This is a genomic window from Pseudomonas sp. efr-133-TYG-5 (assembly GCF_030209175.1).
Lineage (GTDB): Bacteria > Pseudomonadota > Gammaproteobacteria > Pseudomonadales > Pseudomonadaceae > Aquipseudomonas.
In genome coordinates, this window is the sequence record NZ_JARVSM010000004.1 from 574018 (window position 1) to 597996 (window position 23979).

Here is a 23979-nt window from a genome sequence, read left to right on the forward strand (position 1 = left end):
CGCGGGCTAACAATCGCGCAAGCCTATGCAATGCATCGCGCGGGGACAACCCATTGTGTCGATTGAGCTACTTTGTATGGGCCGATAGACGTCGCTGGCGGCGTTTTGATGGCTGACGTATTCTTCGCGGTTCTTTGGGTCGTCTGACCCGCAAAACTGCTTCTTCCTACGTGTATTTCCGGAGTTCGCTGAATGTCTGTCGGTTGGCTGCGCGCCTGTGCGCTGGTGATGTTGGGGCTGTTCAGCGTTACGGCGCTGGCCAAGGATAAAACCGCGATCGTGATCGGCGGCGGCCTGTCGGGCCTGACCGCGGCCTACGAGCTGCAGAACAAGGGCTGGCAGGTGACGCTGCTGGAAGCCAAGCCGAGCATGGGCGGTCGTTCGGGCATGGCCACCAGCGAGTGGATCGGCAACGACAAGACCCAGCCGGTGCTGAACAAGTACGTCTCGACGTTCAAGTTGAGCACCACCCCGGCTCCGGAATTCGTCCGTACTCCGGGTTATCTGATCGACGGCGAGTATTTCTCCGCCGCCGACCTGGCAACCAAGCAACCGGCCACGGCCGAGGCCCTCAAGCGCTACCAGAAAACCCTCGACGATCTGGCGCGCTCGATCGACGATCCGCAGAACCCGGCCGCGACCAGCACCCTGCACGCGCTGGATCAGATCAACGTGTCGAGCTGGCTCGACAAGCAGAACCTGCCGGCCACCGCGCGCCAGTTGATCAACCAGGACATCCGCACCCACTACGACGAGCCGTCGCGCCTGTCGCTGCTGTATTTCGCGCAGCAGAACCGTGTGTACCGCGGCGTCTCCGACCGTGACCTGCGCGCTTCGCGTCTGGTCGGCGGCAGCCAGGTGCTGGCGCAGGCCTTCGTCAAACAGATCAAGACCATCAAGACCAACTCGCCGGTGTCCGCCATCACCCAGGACAAGGACGGCGTCACCGTCAAGGTCGGCAGCGTCGGCTACCAGGCCGACTACGTGGTGCTCGCCGTGCCGCTGCGCGCACTGAACAAGATTGCGCTGACCCCGGCCCTGGATGCCCAGCACCTGGCCGCGATCAAAGGCACCAACTACGGCTGGCGCGACCAGATCATGCTCAAGTTCAAGACGCCGGTGTGGGAGAGCAAGGCGCGCATGTCCGGCGAGATCTACAGCAACGCCGGTCTGGGCATGCTCTGGATCGAGCCGGCCCTGAAGGGCGGCGCCAACGTGGTGATCAACCTGTCCGGCGACAACGCCCGGGTGATGCAGGCGTTCGGCGACAAGCAGATGGTCGATCAGGTGCTGATCCGTCTGCACGCGTTTTATCCACAGGCGCGTGGCTCGTTCACCGGCTATGAAATCCGTCGTTACAGCACCGACCCGTCGACGGGTGGTGCGTACCTGGCCTTCGGTCCTGGGCAGATCAGCAAGTTCTGGCGCCTGTGGGAGCGTCCGCTGCAACGTGTGACGTTTGCCGGCGAACACACCGACACCCTGTACCCGGGCACTCTGGAAGGCGCGCTGCGCACTGGCCAGCGTGCGGCCAGCCAGGTTGAAGATCTGGCGGCGGGCAAGTCGTTCGAACCGGTCAAAGTTGGCCCGGCGGCGGCAACCGCAGCAGCGGCAGGCGCGGCGGGTGCCGTGGCGGCGAAGAAGGGCAACTTCTTCAGCAACCTGTTCGGCGGCTCGGATGACGACAAGAAGCCAGAGCCTGTGAAGGCACCTGAGCCAGCTCCAGCCCCGCCGGCCCCAGCACCTGCACCGGCCCCAGCCCCTGCGCCAGCTCCTGCACCGGTGGAGGCGCCGAAACCAGTCGCTCCAGTGAAAGCCGAGCCGGCGAAGAAAGCGCCAGCCAAGCCTGCGGCGAAGAAGCCTGCAGCGAAAACCGAGGCGAAAACCGAGGCGAAAAAGGCCCCGGCCAAGCCTGCGGCGAAAAAAGCCGAACCGGCGAAGAAGCCGGCGGCCAAGCCGGCAGCAGCGCCGGCTCCGGCGGCAAGCACCGATAGCAAAGCGCAGTAAGGCTTTGCGGTGAATGAAAAGCGCGGCTCCGGCCGCGCTTTTTTTTTGCGTGTGAGGGCCTCATCGCGGGCAAGCCCGCTCCCTCAGGTTTTGCAGTGAAGGCAAAATTTGTAAACACCACAGACCACTGTGGGAGCGGGCTTGCCCGCGAAAGGGCCGTTTCAAACAGCGCAAATCCATTGCCGGCAACCACATCCAGCCACACTTTCGCCGTTAATCTTTCCTTAACACCCTTGTTCAAGACTCTTGATCGTATTTCTCGATATTTCAAAGCAAAATTTTCCGCTTTAATTCGATAGATAACTCGCTAGTCTTGGTTCGCAGTTCTCACAGGATTTGGGCAATGCAGCTACGTAACTCTTCTTCGCGTTATGGTTGGGTCAGCATCTTCATGCATTGGGGCGTGGCGCTGGCGGTCTTCGGACTGTTCGCGCTGGGCCTGTGGATGGTGGGGCTGGATTACTACAGCACCTGGCGCAAAGACGCGCCGGATCTGCACAAGAGCATCGGTCTGGTGCTGTTGGGCGTGATGGTGCTGCGGGTGCTGTGGCGCTTTATCAGCCCACCGCCGCCGACGCTGCAAAGCTACAGCCGCATGACCCGTATCGGCGCCAAATTCGGCCACGGGTTCCTGTATCTCGCGCTGTTCGCTGTGATGATTGCCGGTTACCTGATTTCCACCGCAGACGGTGTCGGGATCCCGGTGTTTGGCCTGTTTGAAGTCCCTGCACTGATTTCCGGGCTACCGGATCAGGCAGATACCGCTGGGGTGATTCATCTCTGGCTGGCGTGGGCGCTGGTAATTTTTTCCGGTCTCCATGCGTTGGCAGCATTGAAGCACCACTTTATCGATCGTGATGCGACCCTGACGCGAATGCTCGGTCGCAAAGCCTGAAGTTCAACCTCGACTCAAAGGAAAACAAAGCATGTTGAAAAAGACTCTGGCCGCTCTGGCAATCGGTTCTGCCGTGCTGTCCGCCAACGTCATGGCCGCTGACTACACCGTCGACAAGGAAGGCCAGCACGCCTTCGTCGACTTCAAGATCAGCCACCTGGGCTACAGCTACATCACCGGTACCTTCAAGGACATCGACGGCAAGTTCAGCTTCGACGCCGCCAAGCCTGAAGACAGCAAAATCGAATTCAACGTGCGTACCGCCAGCGTGTTCACCAACCACGCCGAGCGCGACAAGCACATCGCCAGCAAAGACTTCCTCGACGTGGGCAAATTCGCCGACGCCAAGTTCGTCTCCACCAGCGTCAAATCCACCGGCAAGAACGCCGCTGGCAAAGACACGGCTGACGTGACCGGCGACCTGACCCTGCACGGCGTGACCAAGCCAATCGTGGTCAAGGCTGTGTTCCTGGGTGAAGGCAAGGATCCATGGGGCGGCTACCGTGCCGGCTTCGAAGGCACCACCAGCATCAAGCGCTCTGATTTCGGCAAGATGATGGACCTGGGTCCACAGTCCGACAACGTCGACCTGTACATCTCGTTCGAAGGTGTGAAAGCGAAGTAACGTTCGCCGCCATGCAAAAACGCCCCCGGTCGCAAGGCCGGGGGCGTTTTTTATTGCCTGCGACACACTCATTCCCTGTGGGAGCGAGCCTGCTCGCGAATGCGGTGTGTCAGTAACCAGAGGTCTCGACTGATCCGACGCTTTCGCGAGCAGGCTCGCTCCCACAGGAGGGGGTGATGCAGGGATTCGCGGCGCCATGAAAAATGCCCCGGCTCTTTCGAACCGGGGCATTGTTCATTGCAGCGATAACTCAGCGATTGCGGGTCAGCAGCGCCGGTTTTTCACCGCGCGGGCGGCTTGGCAGTTGATCGAGCTGCTCAGGTGTCGGGAAGCGGTCGGCTTTCGATTCCTTGTGCATGATCTTCGGCCCGCTGCTACGCGGGTTCTGCACGGCCGGTTCGGCGCGTTGCTGATCGTCACGGGCCGGACGACGGTTGCGCGAGGACTCGTCACGACGGCCCTGGCCGTCACGTGGAGCACCGTTGCGCGGGCCGCTGCGCTTGCCCGGCGGAGTGCCGGTGCTCGAGCCGTTGCTGTTGCGCGGGCCATTCTGCCGGCCTTGCGACTGACCGCCACGTGGAGCGCCAGCGCCTGCACCTTGCGCCGGAGCGCCAGGGCGACGACCGCGGCCACCGGCCGGAGCCTGCTTCGGCACGTAATCGACGCGGTTACCGAAGTTATCGATATCGTCGTCGAGGAACTCGTCCGGTGCACGATCGGCAGCGGCGCGCGGCGGCTGCGATGGCTGGCGCTGTTCACGCGCCGGAGTGCCTTCGCGAGGCTTCTGCTGACGGGCAGGGCGCTCGCCGCGTTCGCCGGCCGGCTTCTCTTTGCCCTTGCCCTTGTCCTTGCCTTTGTCCTTGCGACCGCCGCCGCCACCGCCGCCATTCGGGCCGTCGCCGCGCGGGCCACGGGCATTGCGCGGGTTGCGCATGTCCGGACGTTCGCGCACTTCAGGCTTCTCGGCCTCGATGGTGCTGGCATCGAAGCCCATCAGGTCGCCGTCGGCGATTTTCTGCTTGGTCATGCGCTCGATGCTTTTCAGCAGTTTTTCTTCGTCCGGGGCCACCAGCGAGATCGCCTCGCCCGAACGACCGGCGCGGCCGGTACGACCGATGCGGTGCACGTAGTCTTCGTCGACGTTCGGCAGCTCGAAGTTGACCACGTGTGGCAACTGGTCGATGTCCAGGCCGCGGGCGGCGATGTCGGTGGCGACCAGGATGCGCACTTCACCGGCCTTGAAGTCGGCCAGGGCCTTGGTGCGGGCGTTCTGGCTCTTGTTGCCGTGGATCGCCACGGCCGGCAGGCCGTGCTTGTCCAGGTACTCGGCCAGACGGTTGGCGCCGTGCTTGGTGCGAGTGAACACCAGCACCTGTTCCCAGGCACCGGCGGTGATCAGGTGGGCCAGCAGGGCGCGCTTGTGGCTGGCCGGCAGACGGAACACGCGTTGCTCGATGCGCTCGACCGTGGTGTTCGGCGGCGTCACTTCGATGCGTTCCGGGTTGTGCAGCAGTTTGCCGGCGAGGTCGGTGATGTCTTTCGAGAACGTTGCCGAGAACAGCAGGTTCTGACGCTTGGCCGGCAGGCGCGCGAGGACTTTCTTCACGTCATGCACGAAACCCATGTCGAGCATGCGGTCGGCTTCGTCGAGCACGAGGATTTCGACGTGGGACAGATCGACGCTGCCCTGGCCGGCGAGGTCGAGCAGGCGGCCCGGGCAGGCCACCAGCACGTCGACGCCACGGGACATGGCCTGGACCTGCGGGTTCATGCCGACGCCGCCGAAGATGCAGGCGCTGACGAATTTCAGGTCGCGGGCGTAGATCTTGAAGCTGTCGTGAACCTGGGCCGCGAGTTCGCGGGTCGGGGTCAGCACCAGCACGCGCGGTTGGCGCGGGCCGTGACGCTGGGATTTGTCCGGGTGACCGTTGGGGAACAACCGCTCCAGAATCGGAAGGGCGAAACCGCCGGTTTTACCAGTACCTGTCTGTGCCGCGACCATCAGGTCGCGACCTTGCAACACGGCGGGGATGGCCCGCTGTTGCACCGGAGTAGGCTCGGTATAGCCCGCATCTTCGATGGCGCGGACTAAAGCCTCGGAGAGACCGAGGGAAGCAAAGGACATGAGTAATCCTGTTTTAGTTAGGGCTTGGCCCAATGGGAGTCTTGCCTGGCGCGAATGGCGTTTAAGAGGACGCAATCCCGTCCGGTCCTGCTGCGGTCACGAAGGCACGTCTGGAGTGCTCGCGCGGGCTGAAAAGCTGCGCTGTAGCGGGTCGAGAGGCCTGTTACGGTTCCGGGCGTCCGGGCGTGAGCCTGGCGGGAACGCCGGAGTATAACAGAGCAATCACTGTGCGCTGCTTTCCTGCTGCTCAACGGTTTTGCCGCTGGCCGTGGCGCTGTCCAGCGGCGCAGCGAGCGCAGGGGCCGCGCCGTAGCGCGCGCTGAGCTCGGCGTAGGCCGGTTCGCGCTTGAAACGCTTGAGTTCGGCGCCGAAGCGCTGCACCAGCAAATCCATCCCGGCATTGCGCCGCACCGCCAGATACTGGCGCTGACGGCTGATGACCGTGGGGTTTTCAGTGATCTTGTCGCGGATGCCCAATTCATCGAGCAGGTGTTGGCCGACGCGGCGGTCGGTGATCAGCAGGTCGATGCGCCCGCGCAGCAGTTTGCCGAAATTGGCCTCGTGGGTCGGTGCCGGCTCGCGGGTGAACAGCGGCGATTCGCTGAAGTCCGAGCTGTACAGGTAGCCCGGCGAGGTGCCGACCGTCAGGCCCTTGAGTTCATCCAGGGAGCGGAACGGGTGCGGGCGGTCGTTGGCGTAGAACAGCACGAACTCGACGTCCGAGAGCGGTTCGCTGGGGTAGAGCAGGGTGGCGTCGCGCTCATCGCTGTGGAAGATGTCCAGCGCGCCGTCGGCCTGGCCGGTCTCGAGCATGGACAAACAGCGCTTCCACGGCAGGAACTGCCATTCGACTTCGATGCCCAGGCGCTTGAACACGATCGCGGTGGTTTCGTAGTCGAGGCCGAGGTTCTTGCCGCCCTGTTCATAGACGTACGGCGCCCACGGTTCGGTGACGATACGCAGCTTCTCGCCCCGAGCCGCAAAGCTCAGGCAAGCAAAAACCAGCACGGCGAATAACTGCGTGATCAAAGGCATGGCTTGAGATTACGACGAGAAGCGCGAAAGAGCCAGAAAGTGCCGGCACAAGCTCTACTTCGGGGATCAAAAGCAAAAGATCGCAGCCACGACACCCCTGCAGGGGCTGGCGAAGGCTGCGATCCGTTGATGTTGCTGTTATCGCTTAACGTGGCAGCTTCAGATTATTCCAGATCGCCAGGCTCGGTTCGGCCTGGTTCATGGAATAGAAGTGCAGCCCTGGCGCGCCGCCTTGCAGCAGGCGTTCGCACATCTCGCTGACGACTTGCTCGCCAAAGCGCTGGATGCTCTGGGTGTCGTCGCCATAGGCTTCCAGTTGCTTGCGGATCCAGCGCGGAATTTCCGCACCGCAGGCATCGGAGAAACGCGCGAGCTTGCTGTAGTTGGTGATCGGCATGATCCCCGGCACGACTGGAATGTCCACGCCCAGCGCCTGCAAACGGTCGACGAAGTAGAAGTAGCTGTCGGCGTTGAAGAAGTACTGGGTGATCGCGCTGTCGGCGCCGGCACGGGCCTTGCGCACGAAGTTGGCGAGATCGTCTTCGTAATTGCGCGCTTGCGGATGCATCTCCGGGTAAGCGGCCACTTCGATGTGGAAATGATCGGCGGTTTCTTCACGAATGAATTCCACCAGTTCATTGGCGTGACGCAGCTCGCCGCTGGTCATGCCCATGCCGGACGGCAGGTCGCCACGCAGGGCCACGATGCGCTTGATGCCGGCGGCCTTGTACTCGTTCAGCAGGCCACGCAGGTCGGCCTTGCTGTCGCCGACGCACGACAGGTGCGGTGCGGCCGGTATTTTGACTTCGCTTTCCAGCTGCAGGACGGTGTTGAGGGTGCGATCACGGGTCGAACCACCAGCGCCATAGGTGCAGGAAAAGAAATCGGGATTGTACGTTGCCAACTGGCGGGCAACGTTGAGCAGCTTTTCATGCCCAGCATCGGTCTTGGTCGGGAAAAACTCGAAGCTGTAGCGACGGTCTTGGGACATGGAGGGGACCTCCAGCTACAAGCTGCAAGCTACGAGCGGCAAGAAGAGCGGAGGTGCGCTGATTTCCTGTGCCTGAAGCTTGCGGCCTGACGCTGTTTTGAAATGATGGCAGAGCCTCAGGCTTCGCACGGCAAGTCCGGCTTTTGGCCTTACTTGCCGCTTGAAACTAGAAGCTCGCAGCCGCTTTTGTCTTAGTAGCGGTAAGCGTGCGGCTTGAACGGGCCTTCGACGGTCACGCCGATGTAGTCAGCCTGTTGCTTGGTCAGTTGGGTGACCACGCCGCCGAAGCCGCGAACCATTTCCAGGGCCACTTCTTCGTCGAGTTTCTTCGGCAGTACTTCAACGGTCAGGCGCTCGGCTTTCTGCGCTGGCGACAGGTCGGCGTACTTCTGGCCGAACAGGAAGATCTGCGCCAGTACCTGGTTGGCGAACGAACCGTCCATGATGCGGCTTGGGTGACCGGTGGCGTTGCCCAGGTTCACCAGACGGCCTTCGGCCAGCAGGATCAGGTAGTCGTCGTTCTGCGCGTCGAAAGCGCCCGGGCCGGTGCGGTGAACCTTGTGCACCTGCGGCTTCACTTCTTCCCATGCCCAGTTCTTGCGCATGAAAGCGGTGTCGATTTCGTTGTCGAAGTGACCGATGTTGCAGACCACGGCACGCTTCTTCAGGGCCTTGAGCATGTTCGCGTCGCAGACATTGACGTTACCGGTGGTGGTCACGATCAGGTCGATCTTGCCCAGCAGCGCTTTGTCGATGCTCGCTTCGGTGCCGTCGTTGATACCGTCGATGAACGGCGAAACCAGTTCGAAACCGTCCATGCAGGCCTGCATGGCGCAGATCGGGTCAACTTCGGAGACTTTGACGATCATGCCTTCCTGACGCAGGGACTGGGCCGAACCCTTGCCCACGTCACCGTAACCGATGACCAGCGCCTGCTTGCCGGACAGCAGGTGGTCGGTGCCGCGCTTGATCGCATCATTCAGGCTGTGACGGCAGCCGTACTTGTTGTCGTTCTTGGACTTGGTCACCGAGTCGTTGACGTTGATCGCCGGGATCTTCAGCTCGCCCTTGGCCAGCATGTCCAGCAGGCGGTGAACGCCCGTGGTGGTTTCTTCGGTCACGCCGTGAACGCGGTCCAGCACCTGTGGGTATTTCTTGTGCAGCAGCTCGGTCAGGTCGCCGCCGTCGTCGAGGATCATGTTGGCGTCCCATGGCTGGCCATCCTTGAGGATGGTCTGCTCCAGGCACCACTCGTACTCTTCTTCGGTCTCGCCTTTCCAGGCGAACACCGGAATGCCGGCAGCGGCGATGGACGCAGCGGCCTGATCCTGAGTCGAGAAGATGTTGCAGGACGACCAGCGTACTTCGGCACCCAGGGCAACCAGGGTTTCGATCAGCACGGCGGTCTGAATGGTCATGTGGATGCAGCCGAGGATTTTCGCGCCCTTGAGCGGTTGCTCGGCGGCGTACTTGCGGCGCAGACCCATCAGGGCCGGCATTTCCGACTCGGCGATGATGGTTTCGCGACGGCCCCAGGCAGCCAGGGACATATCGGCAACTTTGTAGTCGGTAAAATCGGCAGGCGTGATAACAGCGCTCATGAAGAGCCTCCATTCGTAATGTATGCGAATGGGCGCCGTTGTGCGTTTAGTGTCTGGCCTGAGCCAGTCAACGCCCCATCCGAGCCTGACAGGTTGAACCTGCTGCAGCGCCCCTCGGACAGGTGGCGGGAAAACGGTAGCAAGTGAACGTTACCGTTTTGAAACGGGGGCGATTATAGCTGTCTAGACTGATCTTCCAAAGGGTTTCTGTCGGCCGGATGAAGATCGCTAATAGCGACCATAGTAGAAGGCTCATGGAGCATGACCGTCCGGTCTGCCAAGATGGCACCCATCTTTCGGCAAGCGCTCAGGAGTGAATATGAATTTCCACACCCGCAAGTGGGTAAAACCCGAAGACCTCAACCCCAACGGCACTCTGTTCGGCGGCAGCCTGCTGCGCTGGATCGACGAAGAAGCAGCGATCTACGCCATTGTTCAGTTGGGCAATCAGCGCGTGGTGACCAAGTACATTTCCGAAATCAACTTCGTCAGCGCCTCGCGCCAGGGCGACATCATCGAACTGGGTATCACCGCCACCGAGTTCGGCCGCACCTCGATCACCCTGACCTGCGAAGTGCGCAACAAGATCACCCGCAAAAGCATCCTCACCGTCGAGAAGATGGTTTTCGTCAACCTCGGTGAAGACGGTTTGCCGGCGCCGCACGGACGTACCGAAATCAAGTACGTGAAGGACCAGTTCAAGGAAGACGAGCTGGTCAGCAACTAACACCGGCGGCGTGTCATTCGCGAGCAAGCTCGCTCCCACAGGGACTGGGCCGAACCTGTGGGAGCGAGCCTGCTCGCGAAAGCGGTTGTGCAACCTCCGAAGATTCATCTGGCCACTGAACAGTCGTGATCCGCGGGAGTCGTAGCTAAACATCACCCCCACGGTTCACACGCCATGAGCACTCCGACAGACGGCAAGACCCCCGACCTCTCGGCCGAAGAACAACAGGAAGTCGAGAAAAACCAGCCGCCGCGCGCGGCGGTTCTGCATGAAATCATCCGCACGCAAGGCGATCAGGAACTGGAGCGCAGCATCGCTGCCCTGTGGTGGTCGGCGCTCGCCGCCGGGCTGACCATGGGCCTCTCACTGATGGGCATGGGCCTGCTCAATTCACGCCTGCCCGAAGGCGACGAATTCAAGGTGATTGCCAGTTTCGGCTACTGCGCGGGGTTCCTCGCGGTGATCCTCGCCCGCCAGCAACTGTTCACCGAAAACACCCTGACCGCCGTACTGCCGGTGATGACCAAACCGACCCTGGCCAATTTCGGCCGGCTGATCCGCTTGTGGGGCGTCGTCCTGTTCGGCAATTTGTGCGGGACGATCCTGGTGGCCTACGTGATGCTCGAGTTGCCGATCTTCGATACCAAGACCGATCACGCCTTCCTCGAAATCGGCCGCAAGGTCATGGAAAACCACGCCAGCCAGATGTTCGCCAAAGGCATCGTCTCCGGCTGGATGATCGCCACCATGGTCTGGATGATTCCGTCCATGGAGAGCGCGAAGATGTGGATCATCATCCTCATCACTTACCTGATGGCTCTGGGCGATTTCACCCACATTGTCGTCGGATCGGCGGAGGTGTCGTACCTGGTGTTTGCCGGCGAGCTGCCGTGGAGTGATTTCTGGATGGTGTTCGCCGGGCCGACGCTGGCGGGGAATATCATCGGCGGCAGTTTCATCTTCGCCCTGATCAGCCATGCACAGATCCGCAGCGAAAGCGGTGCGCCGAAAGAGCCTGCGGATCAGGCCCGGAAACCCGATCCGCAGTCGATCAAGAAGTGATCAGTGCTGCGCCGGTTCAGCGACCGGCGCCGGCTCGTTGCGTGTGGCGTGCTTGACCAGTTTGCCGATGCTCAGGCCCTGCAACAGGATCGACGAGAGCACCACGATGTAGGTGATGCTCAGCAGCAGGTCACGCTCCGGGCCCAGCGGCAGGGCCAGCGCCAGTGCCACCGAGACACCGCCGCGCAAACCGCCCCAGGTCAGGATGCGAATGGTGCCGCGCGGCACCGTGCGCCAGCGCCGCAGCAGGACAATGGCCGGGGCCACGGTGAGCAGGCGCGACAGCAGGATGGCCAGGGCCAGCAGGCTTGCCGCCGCCACGTGCAGCCAGTTGAACGGCAGCAGCAACAGCTCCATGCCGATCAGCGCGAACAGCAGGGCGTTGAGCATGTCGTCGAGCAATTCCCAGAAACCGTCGAGGTACTTGCGGGTCATGTCGTTCATCGCCAGGTTGCGCCCCAGGTTGCCGATGATCAGACCGGCGACCACCATCGCAATCGGCGCCGAAACATGCAGCTCGGTGGCCATGGCCGAACCGCCGATCACCAGCGCCAGGGTCAGCATCACGGTGATCTGATGCTGCTGCACGCTCTTGATCATGCGGTACACCACATAACCGATCAGCCCGCCGAACAGCACGCCGCCAAGGGCTTCGTGAACGAACAGCATGGCGGTGGCGCTGATCGTCGGCGTCTCGCCGAGTTGGGCGATGCCCAGCAGCACGGTGAACACCACCACGGCGGTGCCATCGTTGAACAGTGACTCGCCGACGATGGTGGTCTTCAGCGGTTTCGAGGCATTGGCGGTACGCAGCACGCCGAGCACTGCAATCGGGTCGGTCGGCGAAATCAGCGCGCCGAACAGCAGGCAGTAGAGGAAGCTCACGTGCCAGCCGAACAGGGCAAAAATGTAATAGGCGAGGCTGCCGATCACGGCGGTGGCGATCAGTACGCCAAAGGTCGCCAGCAGGCCGATGGGCCAGCGGTAGCTGCGCAGGTCATTCAGGTTGACGTGCAGGGCGCCGGCAAACAGCAGGAACGACAGCATCCAGTTCATCAGCAGATCGCCGAAGTCGATCTGGCCGATCAGTTGCTGCACGCGTTCTTCCAGACCGGGGTAGCCGAGCAGGCTCAGGCCTTGCAGGAGCAGGGAAAACATCAGTGCGGTGACCATCACGCCGATGGTCGGCGGCAGGCCGATGAAACGGAAATTGACGAAGGTCAGGAGGGTGGTGAGGCAGATGAAAGCGGCGACAAGTTCAAGCATCCGGGGTCCTTTGGATGAGGGGTGGAAAGACAGCGCGCCCGTTCATGGACGCAAGGGTTGGATGGGCTGACGCCGGGTGGGGACACAATTGTGTCCCCCGGGGAAATCAGCCGGACACATTGACCGCAGCAGCACCGCGACGTTGCAGGTAGATGAAAAACAGCGCCGTCAGCACCGTCAGCACGCCGACCAATGCCCCGGTCCACGGCAAGTCCGCCAGATCCGCGCCACTGGCCACCACTAGCCCGCCGATCCACGCCCCGGCGGCATTGCCGAGATTGAATGCGCTTTGGTTCAGGGTCGAGCCGAGGTTGGGCGCTTCGTGAGCCTGATCGATGATCAGCAATTGCAGGATCGGGCACAGCGCGAAGGCAAAAATCCCCCACAGCACCAGCGTGATCGCCGCGGGAATCACTGCGCGGCTGGTCTGGCTGAACGCGGCCAGAATCACCACGACCGCCAGCGCCACACCGACCAGCGACGGCAGCAGGCGACTGTCGGCCAGGCGTCCGCCGAGCATGCTGCCGCCGGTCAGACCGACGCCGAACAACAACAGCATGACAGTCACGCCATGGGGGCTGACGCCGGTGATGTCCTGCAGGATCGGCGCGATGTAAGTGAACACACTGAACAGGCTGGTCGACGCCAGCACGCTCATGCCCAGCGCCAGCAGCACGTTGACCTTGCCCAGCACCTTGAATTCGCTGGCGAGGTTGGCCTTGTCCATCGGGATGTGCCAGGGCAGCCACAGCCATTGGGCGAGGGCCGCGATCACGCCGATCACCGCCACCGCCCAGAATGTCGAGCGCCAACCGGCGTACTGGCCGAGCGCGGTGCCCAGCGGGACGCCGAGGACGTTGGCCAGGGTCAGGCCGGTGAACATCATGGCGATCGCCTGGGCGCGTTTGTTTGGCGCGACCAGACCGGCCGCCACCACCGAACCGATGCCGAAGAACGCGCCATGGCACAGCGCGGTGACCACGCGAGCGGCCATCAGCGTGGCGTAGTTCGGCGCCAGGGCGCAGAGCACGTTGCCGAGGATGAACATCAGCGTCATGCCCAGCAGCGTGGCCTTGCGCGGCATGTTGGCGGTGCCGATCGCCAGGATCGGCGCGCCGAACACCACGCCCAGGGCGTAACCGGTGATGAGCAGGCCGGCATGCGGAATGCTTACGGCGAGATCGCGGGCGACATCGGGCAGCAGGCCCATGATGACGAATTCAGTGGTGCCGATGCCAAAGGCGGCGACGGCGAGTGCAAGCAAGGCGAGGGGCATGCGCAAGGTCTCTGTCGGGTAGTCTTGACGCTTTGATCAGGCATACGCAGGCCGGCGACCCTTCGGGCGAGGGCTGGGCAGGCAGGAATTATTGGAATTAGTCTGTGCGCAACTGAGTGCGGCGTGGTCGTTTTGCAGTATAAACAGCTGCTGACACATCGCGAATCAATAATCTGACTATTCGGTTTTCGGGTGCTCACAGCGGCTGCTCCTGCAGCGGGCTGATAAGAATAAGGAGTGTGTCTGTGCTGGCGACGGGGTTGGTACTGGTGGCGGCGCTGTTGCATGCGGCGTGGAATACCCTGATCAAATTCAGCGCCGAGCGGCTGCTGGTGGTGGCCTGCATGGACACGGTGGCGCTGTTGTTCGTCGCCGTCGCGTGGCCGTTCATCAACCTGCCGCCGCTGGAGATCTGGCCGTGGATTCTCGCGTCGGCGGCGTTCGAGCTGCTGTATCGCTACCTGCTGATCCAGGCTTACCGGGTCGGCGATCTCGGGCTGGTCTATCCGTTGATGCGCGGATTGTCGCCGCTGGTGGTGCTGGCCCTGACCCTGATCTTTGCCGGCGAGGTGCTCACTGCGCAGCAGATCCTCGGCATCCTGTTGATCCCGTTCGGCATGGTCTGCCTGCTCTGGCAGGGCGGTGGCGGCGCACGTCTGCCGTGGACGATGCTGCCGGTGGTGGCGCTGATCGGCCTGTGCATCGGCTGCTACACCTACATCGATGGCCAGGCCCTGCGACGCTGGTCGCATCCGCTGGATTACCTGGTCTGGGTCACGTTGCTCAGCGCCTGGCCGTTCCCGTTGCTGGCATGGGTAGCGAAGCGACCGGCCTTCCTGCTGTTCTGGCGCGAACAATGGAAGCTTGGCCTGGCGGTCGGGTTCTGCGTGTTGTTCAGCTACGCTCTGGTGCTGTGGGCGATGCAGTTGGGCTCGATTGCCGAAGCGGCGGCGCTGCGGGAAATCAGCGTGATCCTGGTGGTGCTGTTCGGTATGCGCTACCTGAAAGAACCTTTCGGCCGGCCACGGCTCTTAGCCTGTGGGCTGGTGCTGATCGGCATGCTGGTCATGAAGTTCTGACCGCCTCGAATTCAATGACTGGAAAAAGGACGGCGTTATGACGGTGGCTCTGTGGTGCGTGTTGATCGCGATCTTTTTGCCGTATCTGTGCACGATCGTGGCCAAGGCCTCGGGCGGCTTCAGGTTGCGCGACAATCATGATCCGCGAGACTTTCTCGACAGCGTTGATGGCGTGGCCCGCCGCGCGCATGCGGCACAACTGAACAGCTTCGAAGTGACCCCGGCGTTCGCTGCCGCGGTGATCGTCGCGCACCTGGTCGGGACCGCAGAACTGGTGACGGTGAATGTGCTGGCGGTGCTGTTCATCACCAGTCGCCTGCTGTACATCATCTGCTATCTGGCGGACTGGGCGGCCCTGCGCTCGCTGGTGTGGTTTATCGGGATGGCGCTGATTGCTGCGTTCTTCTTTGTGTCCATGTAGGTAAAGCAACTGCCAAAACTCGCCGCCGGCGGCAGTGCCTGCATAGGGTCAGACATTCCCATGCAGGCACTGGCGCCGGCGGCGCTGAGTGGCTGGCTATGGCTTGTCTGCGACCTGCGGCACTTGCGGCAGTACTGCGCCTTTGGGCCAGAGCATCCAGATCTGCCCCTGCTGCTTCATGTCGCCAGCCAGTTGCCCGGCTGCGTCGCCCGTGCCCCAGAACAGGTCGGCGCGGACTTCGCCGGCAATCGCACCGCCGGTGTCCTGGGCGGCCACCGGCCGGACCAGTGGCGTGCCGTCCGGGCGCGTGGTCGACAGCCACAGCAGGCTGCCCAGGGGAATCACCTTGCGGTCCACCGCGGCGCTGTAGCCGGCGGTCAGCGGCACGTTCAGCGAACCGCGCGGGCCTTCGTTGCTGTCCGGGTTGCGGGTGAAAAACACGTAGCTCGGGTTGCTGGCGAGCAACTCGGGAATCCGCGTCGGGTTGGCCTTGGCCCAATTGCTGATCGCCGCCATGGTCACCTCTTCTTTCTTCAGCTCGCCCTGTTCCACCAGCCAGCGCCCGATCGGCCGATAGGGATGGCCGTTCTGGTCGGCATAGGCGATGCGCAACTGGCGTCCGTCATCGGTCTGGATCCGCCCGGAACCCTGGATCTGCAGGAACTGCAGGTTCATCGGATCGGTCAGCCAGGCCACGACCGGCGCCTTGACGCCTTTGCTCTCGATGGCCGCCGCGTCGTCGTAGGGCTTGAGCACACGGCCTTCGAGACGACCCCGCAGGCGCTTGCCCTTGAGCTCCGGATAAATGCTTTCCAGCGAAACAATGATCATGTCCTCGGGTACGCCGTAGACCGGCACGTTCGCCGTCGCGGTTTGCGTCAGGCTGCCGGGGTAGACCGGTTCGTAGTAGCCGGTGATCAGGCCGTTGGGGTTGTCGTGTTCGGCGCGCAGGCCGTAGACGTCGAGGTTCTGCTTGAGGAAGGCGCGGATCTCGTTGGCGGTTTGCGGCACATTGGCCGCCGCCGCACACGTCCCGCCCCACACCGGGTCGGCCTTGAGTCGGGTGCAGGCGCTGCGCCACGAGCCGAAACCGGCCACCAGGTCGCTGTCGGACACCGCAGGCAGGGCTTCCCAGGTGGCGCTGGAGTACGTGGCCAGGGCGTGGGTTTTCGGCTTGGCGTTGTCACCGCCGGTGCAGCCGGCGAGGATCGCTAACAGTGGCAGGGTGGCAATGAGCGGGTGTCGCCAGGCCTTGAAACGGCTGTTCATGGAGAATTTCCTGTGCCGGTTGCGGACGTGCTCCATGCCTGCCTGCAACCCTTATTGTTAATAGGGCTATTGGTGTTTGGCGGTGACGCGAGGATACTGGCCGCCGATTTCCGCGACCTGAAGCCACCATGACTCTTAAAAGAATTTCCGTTGTATTGCTGGCCTGTCTGACTTTGTCCGCCTGCGGCGGCGTCGATCCCAATTCCCCGCTGGGTCAGCGCAAGGCGATCTTCAAGCAGATGCTCAAGACCGGCGAAGACCTCGGCGGCATGCTGCGCGGACGCATCCCGTTCGATGGCGCGAAGTTCGCCGACGGCGCGGTCAGGCTCGACGCCTTGTCCCACCAACCGTGGCAACACTTTCCGCAAGTGCGCGAAGCCGATCACACCAGCGCCAGGGATGATGTCTGGCAGCGCCAGGCACGCTTCCAGGAAATGGCGCGCAACCTTGAAGCGGCCACCGGCGAACTGGTGATCGCCAGCCAGGTTCAACCCGCCAAGGCGAGCAACCTGGGGCCGGCGGTGCAAAAGGTCGAGGATGCCTGCAGTGCTTGCCATAAAGAGTTTCGCGATCACTGATTGCCGAGGCGGCTGAACAACGCTGGCGAGGGCTGTGCAGTTGCCCATGGCCATTGAACCGACCCATCGTGGACAAAACGGCCCGGCCGGATAGGCGAGGCCGTGCTGCCGGGCAAGCGCTGGTTCCCGCGCCCCAGGCGCTTACTTGTCGAGTTCGTCCAGCGCGTCCTGCAGTTCCTTGCGCGATTCGGCGAGCTTGTTCTTGCGCTTGTCGATCTTCTCCGGGTCGCCCTTCTTCATGGCCTTGTCGAGGTCAGCCTGGCGCTTGCTCACTTCGTGTTTGGCGTCGAGCACCTTGTTTTCGCGTTCCTTCTTCAGGCCGGCGTCGGTGCAATGTTCAGTGACTTCGCGCAGCGCGGTTTCCAGGCCGGCCTGCTGGTCGGTGTTGCCGCGGGACTTGGCCTGTTCGATCTGATTGATGATGCCCTGTTTCTTGGCGGCGCAACCGGTGAGGCCTGGAGCGTCTTCGTCGGCCATCACGGGCGCGGCCATCATGCCGCAGAGGGTCAGCATGGCGAGCGGTGCGAGAAATTTCATAAAAGCTCCATGTGCAAAGGCAATCGGTCGGGGAGGCACTGCGCTGTTGGAGCGCCCCTGCCGCCGTTGGGTTCCCGGCGTACCGGGGCTGCATTGTTCAAAAACCGTCGATTCCGGCGGCGCGTAGGGTTTCACTCAGGGCCAGCACCTGCGGGTCGCGAAAGAATGCGCTCAATTGCGCCGCGCGACCCGGGCCGATACCGGGTTCTGCCTGCCATTGTTCGGTGTTGCGTTGTGCCAGCGCCAGCCAGGAGTCAGCGAGTCGGGCCTGACCGGTCGGCGGCAGCCCCAGGGCTTTGAGCCACTGGGCGAACGGCCGTTGGCGGGCGCTGTGGAAACTGTGCAACAGGCGCGCGCTGCTGCGAGGGCCGAGGCCGGCAATGTTAGCAAGCTCTGCTGGGTCGAGGGTCAACCAATCCACCAGGCTGTTCAGGCGGCCTGTTTCGAGAAGTTTCTCCCAGGTGCCCCGGCCCACATGGGGCAGGTGCAGGCCCTGCTTGCCGCTGAGCCAGGTCAGACGCGCGAGGAACTGGCTTTCGCAGCCTGGCGTCGGCTGCCAGCAACTGAGCGAGTGGAAGTCGTCGGGATCGGGCGTGAGCAGGTCCTGGCGTTCGGCGCTGCGCAGCACCACCCCATCGAGGCGTGGAATCGTCAGCCCGGCCAGGCTGAGCGCCACCTGATCGCCGGGGCGGATATCCAGTTCCTGCCAGCGCTTGAACGAGCTGACACTGACGCGCTTGATCTGGCGGTCATCGAGCATCACCGGGATCAGCTCCAGCACGGGCGTGATGCGCCCGGTGCGGCCGATCTTGAAGTTGACCCGGCGCACTTCGGCCAGGGCCTGGGCGAACGGATATTTCCAGGCGACCGCCCAGTACGGTGCGCGGGCCTGCCAGCGCGCGGCCGGCGGACGCTGGTTCTGCCGCAGGACAATTCCGTCGCTGGCAAACGGCAGCGGTGTGCGATACCAGTGCTCACGCCACCGCTGCGCGTCGGCAAAGCTGTCGATGGCCTGGCTGTAGGGTGCGGTTGCGGCGAAACCCAGGGTGGCCAGGGTCGCCGTGCGTTCGCGCCAGTCGCTCGGCCCCTGCGGCCAGTCCCAGACAAACAGGCCGATACCCTGCGCCTGCTCCGCGCTCAACACCTTGCGTCCCATCAATCCGGCAATCGTGGCCCGGGCATTGACGCTGCCGGAGCGGGCCTGCACATGCTCGTGCAAGCGCCAATAGAGTTCGCCCTGGACCTGCAGATCCAGTGGCTGCGTCAGTCGTTGAGGAATGGCGTCGATCTTCTGCGCACTCGCCGTCCAGTCCTGCCCGTGGACACCGTCGCCGCGACTGATGGCCTGCTGCAGTACGCCCGCGCGATAGATCAGGGTAACCGCCACGCCGTCGACCTTCGGTTGTGCCCAGACCGCTTCACGTCCGCGCAACCAGGCGTCGATGTCGGCTGCATGATGCAGTTTCTCCAGGCCCGTGTGCACGATGGGGTGGGCGAGCGGCCCGGCAGCGCTGCGCAATGGATCGGCCGGGGCGGGCAGCTGGAAGCATTGGCGCCAGGCGCTCAGCCGCCAGCGCGACTGATCGTAGAGTTCGTCGGCGATCAGCGAGCGCCCCTGGTGGTGATAGACGTCGTCCCAGTGGTCGATGTGTTTTTGCAGGGTGGCGATTTCGCGTTGCGCCTTGGCGGCTGGCCAGTCGGGGCAGGCGTCGGCGCGGGCGGTCAGGTGGGTGAAAGCCAATACAACAGCGAGAAACAGGCGCAGCGTAGCCAGCATCGTGAGCGTCCTTGCTCAGGGGGAATGCTTGAAGGCTAGGTGAGAATTGCCAACGGCCGCGATCGGTTGTTTTGCCGGTTGTTGCGCGCATGCTCGTTGAATCGCCGCCATGAAAAAGCCCCGCACGGCGCAAACCGTGCGGGGCTTCTCATTCAGCCAGGGAAGGCTTACAGGCCGGCGGCGGAACGCAGAGCGTCGGCGCGGTCGGTTTTTTCCCAGGTGAACGTGGTGAAGGTGTCTTCGCCAACGGTCTTGGTCTGCGGCGCACGACCGAAGTGGCCGTAGGCTGCGGTTTCCTGGTACATCGGGTGCAGCAGATCGAGCATGGTGGTGATCGCGTATGGACGCAGGTCGAACACTTCACGCACCAGTTTGATGATCTTGTCATCGCTGATCTTGCCGGTGCCGAAGGTGTTCAGCGAGATCGAAGTAGGCTGGGCCACACCGATCGCGTAGGACACCTGGATCTCGCAACGCTCGGCCAGGCCGGCAGCGACGATGTTCTTGGCCACATAACGACCGGCGTAGGCGGCCGAACGGTCAACCTTGGATGGATCCTTGCCGGAGAACGCGCCACCGCCGTGACGGGCCATGCCGCCGTAGCTGTCGACGATGATCTTGCGACCGGTCAGGCCGCAGTCACCCACCGGGCCGCCAATGATGAACTGGCCAGTCGGGTTGATGTGGAACTGGGTGTCCTTGCTCAGCAGTTCGGCTGGCAGCACGTGCTTGACGATCAGCTCCATCACGCCTTCGCGCAGGTCTTTGTACGACACTTCAGGGTTGTGCTGGGTCGACAGAACGACGGCGTCGATACCGACGACCTTGCCGCCTTCGTAACGGCAGGTCACTTGCGACTTGGCGTCCGGACGCAGCCAAGGCAGCAGGCCCGACTTGCGGGCTTCGGCCTGGCGCTGCACCAGTTGGTGCGAGAAGGTGATCGGTGCTGGCATCAGCACGTCGGTTTCGTTGCTGGCGTAGCCGAACATCAGGCCCTGGTCGCCGGCGCCCTGATCTTCAGGCTTGGCACGGTCGACACCCTGGTTGATGTCAGGGGACTGCTTGCCGATGATGTTCATCACGCCGCAGGTGGCGCCGTCGAAGCCGACTTCGGAACTGGTGTAGCCGATGTCGCAGATCACGTCACGAACGATCTGCTCCAGGTCGACCCAGGCGCTGGTGGTCACTTCACCGGCAACGATGGCCACGCCGGTCTTGACCAGGGTTTCCACGGCAACGCGAGCGTGCTTGTCCTGGGCAATGATGGCGTCCAGCACTGCATCGGAAATCTGGTCGGCGATTTTGTCCGGATGCCCTTCAGACACGGACTCGGAGGTGAAGAGGGAGTATTCGCTCATCTCGATGTTTTCCTGAATTTACCGATGGTGAGTGTCGCCAGCCGGCCGCTGAAAGTGGCGGACCTGGATCTGGAAACCATTACGTAAGCCTACATAGAGGCTGTCCCCGGGAACGAGTCCCGCAGCGGTGGCCCAACGGGCCAAATCGTCCTGTTCAAACCCCAACCACAGATCACCGCAGGCCTCCCTGGCCCAACTCTGGTTGTGGCTACATAACTCTGTCACGAGCAGGCTACCGCCCGGTTGCAGCAGGTCGGCCATGTGCTTGAGCGCTTCGGCCGGCGCGGCGAAATGGTGCAACACCATGTTCAGTACCACGCAATCGGCCTGAAGGCTGGTGCCATTCAATGCATCGGCCAATTGCAGGCTGACGTTAGCCAGCCGTTCACGTTCACATACCTGGCGCGCCAGTTCGAGCATCGCCGGGCTGTTGTCCAGCGCGGTTACGGTGCCGAAGCGGCGTGCCAGTTCCGGCAGGAAAGCACCATCGCCGGGGCCGACCTCAATGGCCGTGGCAGCACCATTGAAGTTCAGTTTGTCGAGCAGGGCCAGCACGCTGTCGCGGTACTGCGGCAGGCCCGCAATGAGGTCTTGCTGGGCGCGGAATTTCTCCGCGACCCGGGCGAAAAAGTCCTGGCTGGCCGCCTCGCGTTGCCCGTGGACCTGGGCGATGCGTGCCTGCACGTCGTCCGGCAGCGCCAGATTGTCGACTTCTTCCAGCAATGCCGCGTGCAGCTTGCCGCCCAGCAGTTCGGTGTGGGGCAGGGCGCGGCGATAGAAGATCGCGTTGCCTTCGCGGCGTGTCGCCACCAGGTCGGCCTGGGCCAGCACCTTGAGGTGATGGCTCATGCCGGACTGGCCGATACCGAAAATCTGCGCCAGTTCCAGCACGCCGAACGAATCGTTGGCCAGGGCGCGCAATACATTCAGCCGCAGCGGATCGCCGCCGGCCTTGCACAGGGCCGCCAGCTCGTCGCAATCGTCATGGCGAATGGAAGGCACGCGTAAATTCATAGGGCCGCAGTCTAGTGACGGGCGGAAAACACCGCAAGGTCAATATCAAAAAGTTTTGATATTGCTCGATAGATGGCACTTCTCACCGGCTGGTTAACTCTACAAATCCATAGCGGAAAGGTTTCACCTGACGAAACCGCCGTTAAGCGGGGGAAAAACGCCTCTGGATGACTATCTGTCATTGCCCCGAGGTGTCTTGGTGAGGGAAAATGCTCGCCTTTTTTCCGATTCGTTTTATTTATTCAAACCCCAGGAGATCAGCGATGCCTAGCCGTCGTGAGCGTGCCAACGCCATTCGTGCCCTCAGCATGGATGCCGTGCAAAAAGCCAACAGCGGCCATCCCGGTGCCCCTATGGGTATGGCAGATATCGCCGAAGTGCTTTGGCGCGACTACCTCAAGCACAACCCGAGCAATCCATCGTTCGCCGACCGTGACCGCTTCGTGCTGTCCAACGGCCACGGCTCGATGTTGATCTATTCGCTGCTGCACCTGACCGGTTACGACCTGTCGATCGACGACCTCAAGCAGTTCCGTCAACTGCACAGCCGCACCCCGGGTCACCCGGAATTCGGCTACACCCCGGGCGTCGAGACCACCACCGGGCCGCTGGGCCAGGGTCTGGCCAACGCCGTGGGCTTCGCCCTGGCGGAAAAAGTCCTGGCGGCGCAGTTCAACCGTCCGAACCACAACATCGTCGACCACCACACCTATGTGTTCCTCGGCGATGGCTGCATGATGGAAGGCATTTCCCACGAAGTCGCTTCCCTGGCCGGCACCCTGGGCCTGGGCAAGCTGATCGCCTTCTACGATGACAACGGCATCTCCATCGACGGCGAAGTCGAAGGCTGGTTCACCGACGACACGCCGAAGCGTTTCGAAGCCTACAACTGGCAGGTGATCCGCAACGTCGACGGCCACGATCCGGAAGAGATCAAGACTGCCATCGAGACCGCGCGCAAGAGCCCGCTGCCGACCCTGATCTGCTGCAAGACCACCATCGGTTTCGGTTCGCCGAACAAGCAGGGCAAGGAAGACTGCCACGGCGCCCCGTTGGGTGACGCGGAAATCGCCCTGACCCGCCAGGCGCTGAACTGGAACTACGGCCCGTTCGAAATCCCGGCCGACATCTATGCCGAGTGGGATGCCAAGGAAAAAGGTCGCGCCGTCGAAGCCGAGTGGGACCAGCGTTTCGCAGCCTACTCCGCAGCGTTCCCGACCGAAGCCAACGAGCTGATCCGTCGCCTCAGCGGCGAGCTGCCGGCTGACTTCTCCGAGAAAGCCTCGGCCTACATCGCCGAAGTCGCGGCCAAGGGCGAAACCATCGCCAGCCGCAAGGCCAGCCAGAACGCGCTGAATGCCTTCGGCCCGCTGTTGCCGGAAGTCCTGGGCGGCTCGGCCGACCTGGCCGGTTCCAACCTGACCCTGTGGAAAGGCTGCAAGGGCGTCAGCGCCGAAGATGCCAGCGGCAACTACATGTACTACGGCGTGCGCGAGTTCGGCATGACCGCCATCATGAACGGCGTCGCCCTGCACGGCGGCCTGGTGCCTTACGGCGCGACGTTCCTGATGTTCATGGAATACGCGCGCAACGCGGTGCGCATGTCGGCCCTGATGAAGCAGCGCGTCATCCACGTCTACACCCACGACTCCATCGGTCTGGGCGAAGACGGCCCGACGCACCAGCCGATCGAGCAGCTGACCAGCCTGCGCAGCACCCCGAACCTCGACACCTGGCGTCCAGCCGATGCCGTGGAATCGGCCGTGGCCTGGAAAAACGCCCTGGAGCGCAAGGACGGCCCGTCGGCGCTGATCTTCTCCCGGCAGAACCTGCAGCACCAGCAACGCGATGCCGGCCAGATCGCCGACATCAGCCGCGGCGGTTATGTGCTGAAGGACTGCGCAGGCGAGCCTGAGCTGATCCTGATCGCCACCGGTTCGGAAGTCGGCCTGGCTGTCCAGGCCTACGACAAACTGACCGAGCAGGGCCGCAAGGTGCGCGTGGTTTCCATGCCTTGCACCAGCGCGTTCGATGCCCAGGACGCCGGCTACAAGCAATCGGTGCTGCCGTTGCAGGTCAGCGCGCGTATCGCCATCGAAGCGGCGCATGCCGACTTCTGGTTCAAGTACGTGGGCCTGGAAGGTCGTGTGATCGGCATGACCACCTACGGCGAATCGGCGCCGGCTTCGGCACTGTTCGAAGAGTTCGGCTTTACCCTGGAAAACATCCTCGGTCAGGCTGAAGAGCTGCTGGAAGACTGATCCAGACCAGGTGTCGCCTGAGCTGACGCCTTCGCGGGCAAGCCCGCTGCCACAAGGGATTTGTTGTGTGACACA

20 protein-coding genes and 1 riboswitch are annotated in these 23979 nt (G+C 62.8%); of the genes, 9 read left to right on the forward strand and 11 right to left on the reverse strand.

The window, feature by feature from the left end; all coding sequences use genetic code 11:
- Nucleotides 1-192 precede the first annotated feature (192 nt).
- The 3 genes from QRN70_RS17490 (at nucleotide 193) to QRN70_RS17500 (ending at nucleotide 3527) form a co-directional block, all read left to right on the forward strand.
- The gene (locus tag QRN70_RS17490; RefSeq protein WP_285419193.1) at nucleotides 193-2007 is read left to right on the forward strand and encodes a flavin monoamine oxidase family protein; all 1815 of its coding nucleotides are present in this window, start codon (nucleotides 193-195) and stop codon (nucleotides 2005-2007) included.
- 343 nt (nucleotides 2008-2350) lie between these two features.
- Nucleotides 2351-2902, forward strand: a complete 552-nt coding sequence (locus tag QRN70_RS17495) for a cytochrome b (protein ID WP_285419194.1) — start codon at nucleotides 2351-2353, stop codon at nucleotides 2900-2902.
- Between the two features lie 31 nt (nucleotides 2903-2933).
- Nucleotides 2934-3527, forward strand: a complete 594-nt coding sequence (locus QRN70_RS17500) for a YceI family protein (protein ID WP_285419195.1) — start codon at nucleotides 2934-2936, stop codon at nucleotides 3525-3527.
- A 250-nt stretch (nucleotides 3528-3777) separates the two neighbouring features.
- Here QRN70_RS17500 and rhlE2 read toward each other — a convergent pair whose 3' ends face one another.
- From rhlE2 to ahcY, 4 genes are all read right to left on the reverse strand, one after another.
- A complete protein-coding gene (gene rhlE2, locus QRN70_RS17505; protein ID WP_285419196.1) occupies nucleotides 3778-5652 on the reverse strand; it encodes an RNA helicase RhlE2 in 1875 nt (624 codons plus the stop codon).
- Nucleotides 5653-5874: 222 nt separating this feature from the next.
- The gene (locus tag QRN70_RS17510) at nucleotides 5875-6687 is read right to left on the reverse strand and encodes a substrate-binding periplasmic protein (RefSeq protein ID WP_285419197.1); all 813 of its coding nucleotides are present in this window, start codon (nucleotides 6685-6687) and stop codon (nucleotides 5875-5877) included.
- A gap of 145 nt (nucleotides 6688-6832) precedes the next feature.
- Nucleotides 6833-7678 (reverse strand): methylenetetrahydrofolate reductase [NAD(P)H], encoded by an 846-nt coding sequence (gene metF / locus QRN70_RS17515; RefSeq protein ID WP_285419198.1) that lies wholly within the window; start codon nucleotides 7676-7678, stop codon nucleotides 6833-6835.
- Nucleotides 7679-7869: 191 nt separating this feature from the next.
- A complete protein-coding gene (gene ahcY / locus QRN70_RS17520; RefSeq protein ID WP_285419199.1) occupies nucleotides 7870-9279 on the reverse strand; it encodes an adenosylhomocysteinase in 1410 nt (469 codons plus the stop codon).
- 23 nt (nucleotides 9280-9302) lie between these two features.
- A riboswitch (S-adenosyl-L-homocysteine riboswitch) is annotated at nucleotides 9303-9401 on the reverse strand.
- A gap of 197 nt (nucleotides 9402-9598) precedes the next feature.
- Here ahcY and QRN70_RS17525 point away from each other — a divergent pair.
- Together QRN70_RS17525 and QRN70_RS17530 are read left to right on the forward strand one after the other, a co-directional pair.
- Nucleotides 9599-10006, forward strand: a complete 408-nt coding sequence (locus QRN70_RS17525; protein ID WP_095137509.1) for an acyl-CoA thioesterase — start codon at nucleotides 9599-9601, stop codon at nucleotides 10004-10006.
- 174 nt (nucleotides 10007-10180) lie between these two features.
- The gene (locus QRN70_RS17530; protein ID WP_285419200.1) at nucleotides 10181-11068 is read left to right on the forward strand and encodes a formate/nitrite transporter family protein; all 888 of its coding nucleotides are present in this window, start codon (nucleotides 10181-10183) and stop codon (nucleotides 11066-11068) included.
- Here QRN70_RS17530 and QRN70_RS17535 read toward each other — a convergent pair whose 3' ends face one another.
- A complete protein-coding gene (locus QRN70_RS17535; protein WP_285419201.1) occupies nucleotides 11069-12334 on the reverse strand; it encodes a cation:proton antiporter in 1266 nt (421 codons plus the stop codon).
- 106 nt (nucleotides 12335-12440) lie between these two features.
- Nucleotides 12441-13610, reverse strand: a complete 1170-nt coding sequence (locus QRN70_RS17540) for an MFS transporter (protein WP_285419202.1) — start codon at nucleotides 13608-13610, stop codon at nucleotides 12441-12443.
- 245 nt (nucleotides 13611-13855) lie between these two features.
- On the opposite strand from QRN70_RS17540, the gene QRN70_RS17545 reads away from it, so the two are divergent.
- Both QRN70_RS17545 and QRN70_RS17550 read left to right on the forward strand, forming a co-directional pair.
- Nucleotides 13856-14689: an EamA family transporter gene (locus QRN70_RS17545; RefSeq protein WP_285419203.1), complete on the forward strand. Its 834-nt coding sequence runs from the start codon at nucleotides 13856-13858 to the stop codon at nucleotides 14687-14689.
- Nucleotides 14690-14726: 37 nt separating this feature from the next.
- Nucleotides 14727-15110, forward strand: a complete 384-nt coding sequence (locus tag QRN70_RS17550) for an MAPEG family protein (RefSeq protein WP_285419204.1) — start codon at nucleotides 14727-14729, stop codon at nucleotides 15108-15110.
- Nucleotides 15111-15206: 96 nt separating this feature from the next.
- Here the strand turns inward: QRN70_RS17550 and mltA are convergent, their stop codons facing one another.
- Nucleotides 15207-16379 carry a murein transglycosylase A gene (gene mltA / locus QRN70_RS17555; RefSeq protein WP_285419205.1) on the reverse strand — a complete coding sequence of 391 codons (1173 nt, stop codon included), beginning with the start codon at nucleotides 16377-16379 and terminating at the stop codon, nucleotides 15207-15209.
- Between the two features lie 128 nt (nucleotides 16380-16507).
- Here mltA and QRN70_RS17560 point away from each other — a divergent pair, with 128 nt between their 5' ends.
- A complete protein-coding gene (locus QRN70_RS17560; RefSeq protein ID WP_285419206.1) occupies nucleotides 16508-16957 on the forward strand; it encodes a c-type cytochrome in 450 nt (149 codons plus the stop codon).
- 141 nt (nucleotides 16958-17098) lie between these two features.
- On the opposite strand, the gene QRN70_RS17565 is transcribed toward QRN70_RS17560, so the two are convergent.
- From QRN70_RS17565 to QRN70_RS17580, 4 genes are all read right to left on the reverse strand, one after another.
- The gene (locus QRN70_RS17565) at nucleotides 17099-17494 is read right to left on the reverse strand and encodes a DUF1090 domain-containing protein (RefSeq protein ID WP_285419207.1); all 396 of its coding nucleotides are present in this window, start codon (nucleotides 17492-17494) and stop codon (nucleotides 17099-17101) included.
- Between the two features lie 97 nt (nucleotides 17495-17591).
- The gene (gene ligB / locus QRN70_RS17570; protein ID WP_285419208.1) at nucleotides 17592-19271 is read right to left on the reverse strand and encodes an NAD-dependent DNA ligase LigB; all 1680 of its coding nucleotides are present in this window, start codon (nucleotides 19269-19271) and stop codon (nucleotides 17592-17594) included.
- A gap of 167 nt (nucleotides 19272-19438) precedes the next feature.
- Complete coding sequence (gene metK, locus QRN70_RS17575; RefSeq protein ID WP_003229025.1) at nucleotides 19439-20629, reverse strand: methionine adenosyltransferase; 1191 nt, start codon at nucleotides 20627-20629, stop codon at nucleotides 19439-19441.
- 18 nt (nucleotides 20630-20647) lie between these two features.
- Entirely contained in the window at nucleotides 20648-21643 is a 996-nt protein-coding gene (locus tag QRN70_RS17580; protein ID WP_285419209.1) for an ArsR/SmtB family transcription factor, read from the reverse strand.
- 263 nt (nucleotides 21644-21906) lie between these two features.
- On the opposite strand from QRN70_RS17580, the gene tkt reads away from it, so the two are divergent.
- Nucleotides 21907-23904 (forward strand): transketolase, encoded by a 1998-nt coding sequence (gene tkt, locus QRN70_RS17585; protein WP_285419210.1) that lies wholly within the window; start codon nucleotides 21907-21909, stop codon nucleotides 23902-23904.
- The last annotated feature ends 75 nt before the right edge of the window (nucleotides 23905-23979 follow it).

Excerpts from the sequence above, each read along its gene's own strand:
- QRN70_RS17490 (WP_285419193.1), top strand. The coding sequence starts at position 193 with ATGTCTGTCGGTTGGCTGCGCGCCTGTGCGCTGGTGATGTTGGGGCTG.
- QRN70_RS17495 (WP_285419194.1), top strand. The coding sequence starts at position 2,351 with ATGCAGCTACGTAACTCTTCTTCGCGTTATGGTTGGGTCAGCATCTTC.
- QRN70_RS17500 (WP_285419195.1), top strand. The coding sequence starts at position 2,934 with ATGTTGAAAAAGACTCTGGCCGCTCTGGCAATCGGTTCTGCCGTGCTG.
- rhlE2 (WP_285419196.1), bottom strand. The coding sequence starts at position 5,652 with ATGTCCTTTGCTTCCCTCGGTCTCTCCGAGGCTTTAGTCCGCGCCATC.
- QRN70_RS17510 (WP_285419197.1), bottom strand. The coding sequence starts at position 6,687 with ATGCCTTTGATCACGCAGTTATTCGCCGTGCTGGTTTTTGCTTGCCTG.
- metF (WP_285419198.1), bottom strand. The coding sequence starts at position 7,678 with ATGTCCCAAGACCGTCGCTACAGCTTCGAGTTTTTCCCGACCAAGACC.
- ahcY (WP_285419199.1), bottom strand. The coding sequence starts at position 9,279 with ATGAGCGCTGTTATCACGCCTGCCGATTTTACCGACTACAAAGTTGCC.
- QRN70_RS17525 (WP_095137509.1), top strand. The coding sequence starts at position 9,599 with ATGAATTTCCACACCCGCAAGTGGGTAAAACCCGAAGACCTCAACCCC.
- QRN70_RS17530 (WP_285419200.1), top strand. The coding sequence starts at position 10,181 with ATGAGCACTCCGACAGACGGCAAGACCCCCGACCTCTCGGCCGAAGAA.
- QRN70_RS17535 (WP_285419201.1), bottom strand. The coding sequence starts at position 12,334 with ATGCTTGAACTTGTCGCCGCTTTCATCTGCCTCACCACCCTCCTGACC.
- QRN70_RS17540 (WP_285419202.1), bottom strand. The coding sequence starts at position 13,610 with ATGCCCCTCGCCTTGCTTGCACTCGCCGTCGCCGCCTTTGGCATCGGC.
- QRN70_RS17550 (WP_285419204.1), top strand. The coding sequence starts at position 14,727 with ATGACGGTGGCTCTGTGGTGCGTGTTGATCGCGATCTTTTTGCCGTAT.
- mltA (WP_285419205.1), bottom strand. The coding sequence starts at position 16,379 with ATGAACAGCCGTTTCAAGGCCTGGCGACACCCGCTCATTGCCACCCTG.
- QRN70_RS17560 (WP_285419206.1), top strand. The coding sequence starts at position 16,508 with ATGACTCTTAAAAGAATTTCCGTTGTATTGCTGGCCTGTCTGACTTTG.
- QRN70_RS17565 (WP_285419207.1), bottom strand. The coding sequence starts at position 17,494 with ATGAAATTTCTCGCACCGCTCGCCATGCTGACCCTCTGCGGCATGATG.
- ligB (WP_285419208.1), bottom strand. The coding sequence starts at position 19,271 with ATGCTGGCTACGCTGCGCCTGTTTCTCGCTGTTGTATTGGCTTTCACC.
- metK (WP_003229025.1), bottom strand. The coding sequence starts at position 20,629 with ATGAGCGAATACTCCCTCTTCACCTCCGAGTCCGTGTCTGAAGGGCAT.
- QRN70_RS17580 (WP_285419209.1), bottom strand. The coding sequence starts at position 21,643 with ATGAATTTACGCGTGCCTTCCATTCGCCATGACGATTGCGACGAGCTG.
- tkt (WP_285419210.1), top strand. The coding sequence starts at position 21,907 with ATGCCTAGCCGTCGTGAGCGTGCCAACGCCATTCGTGCCCTCAGCATG.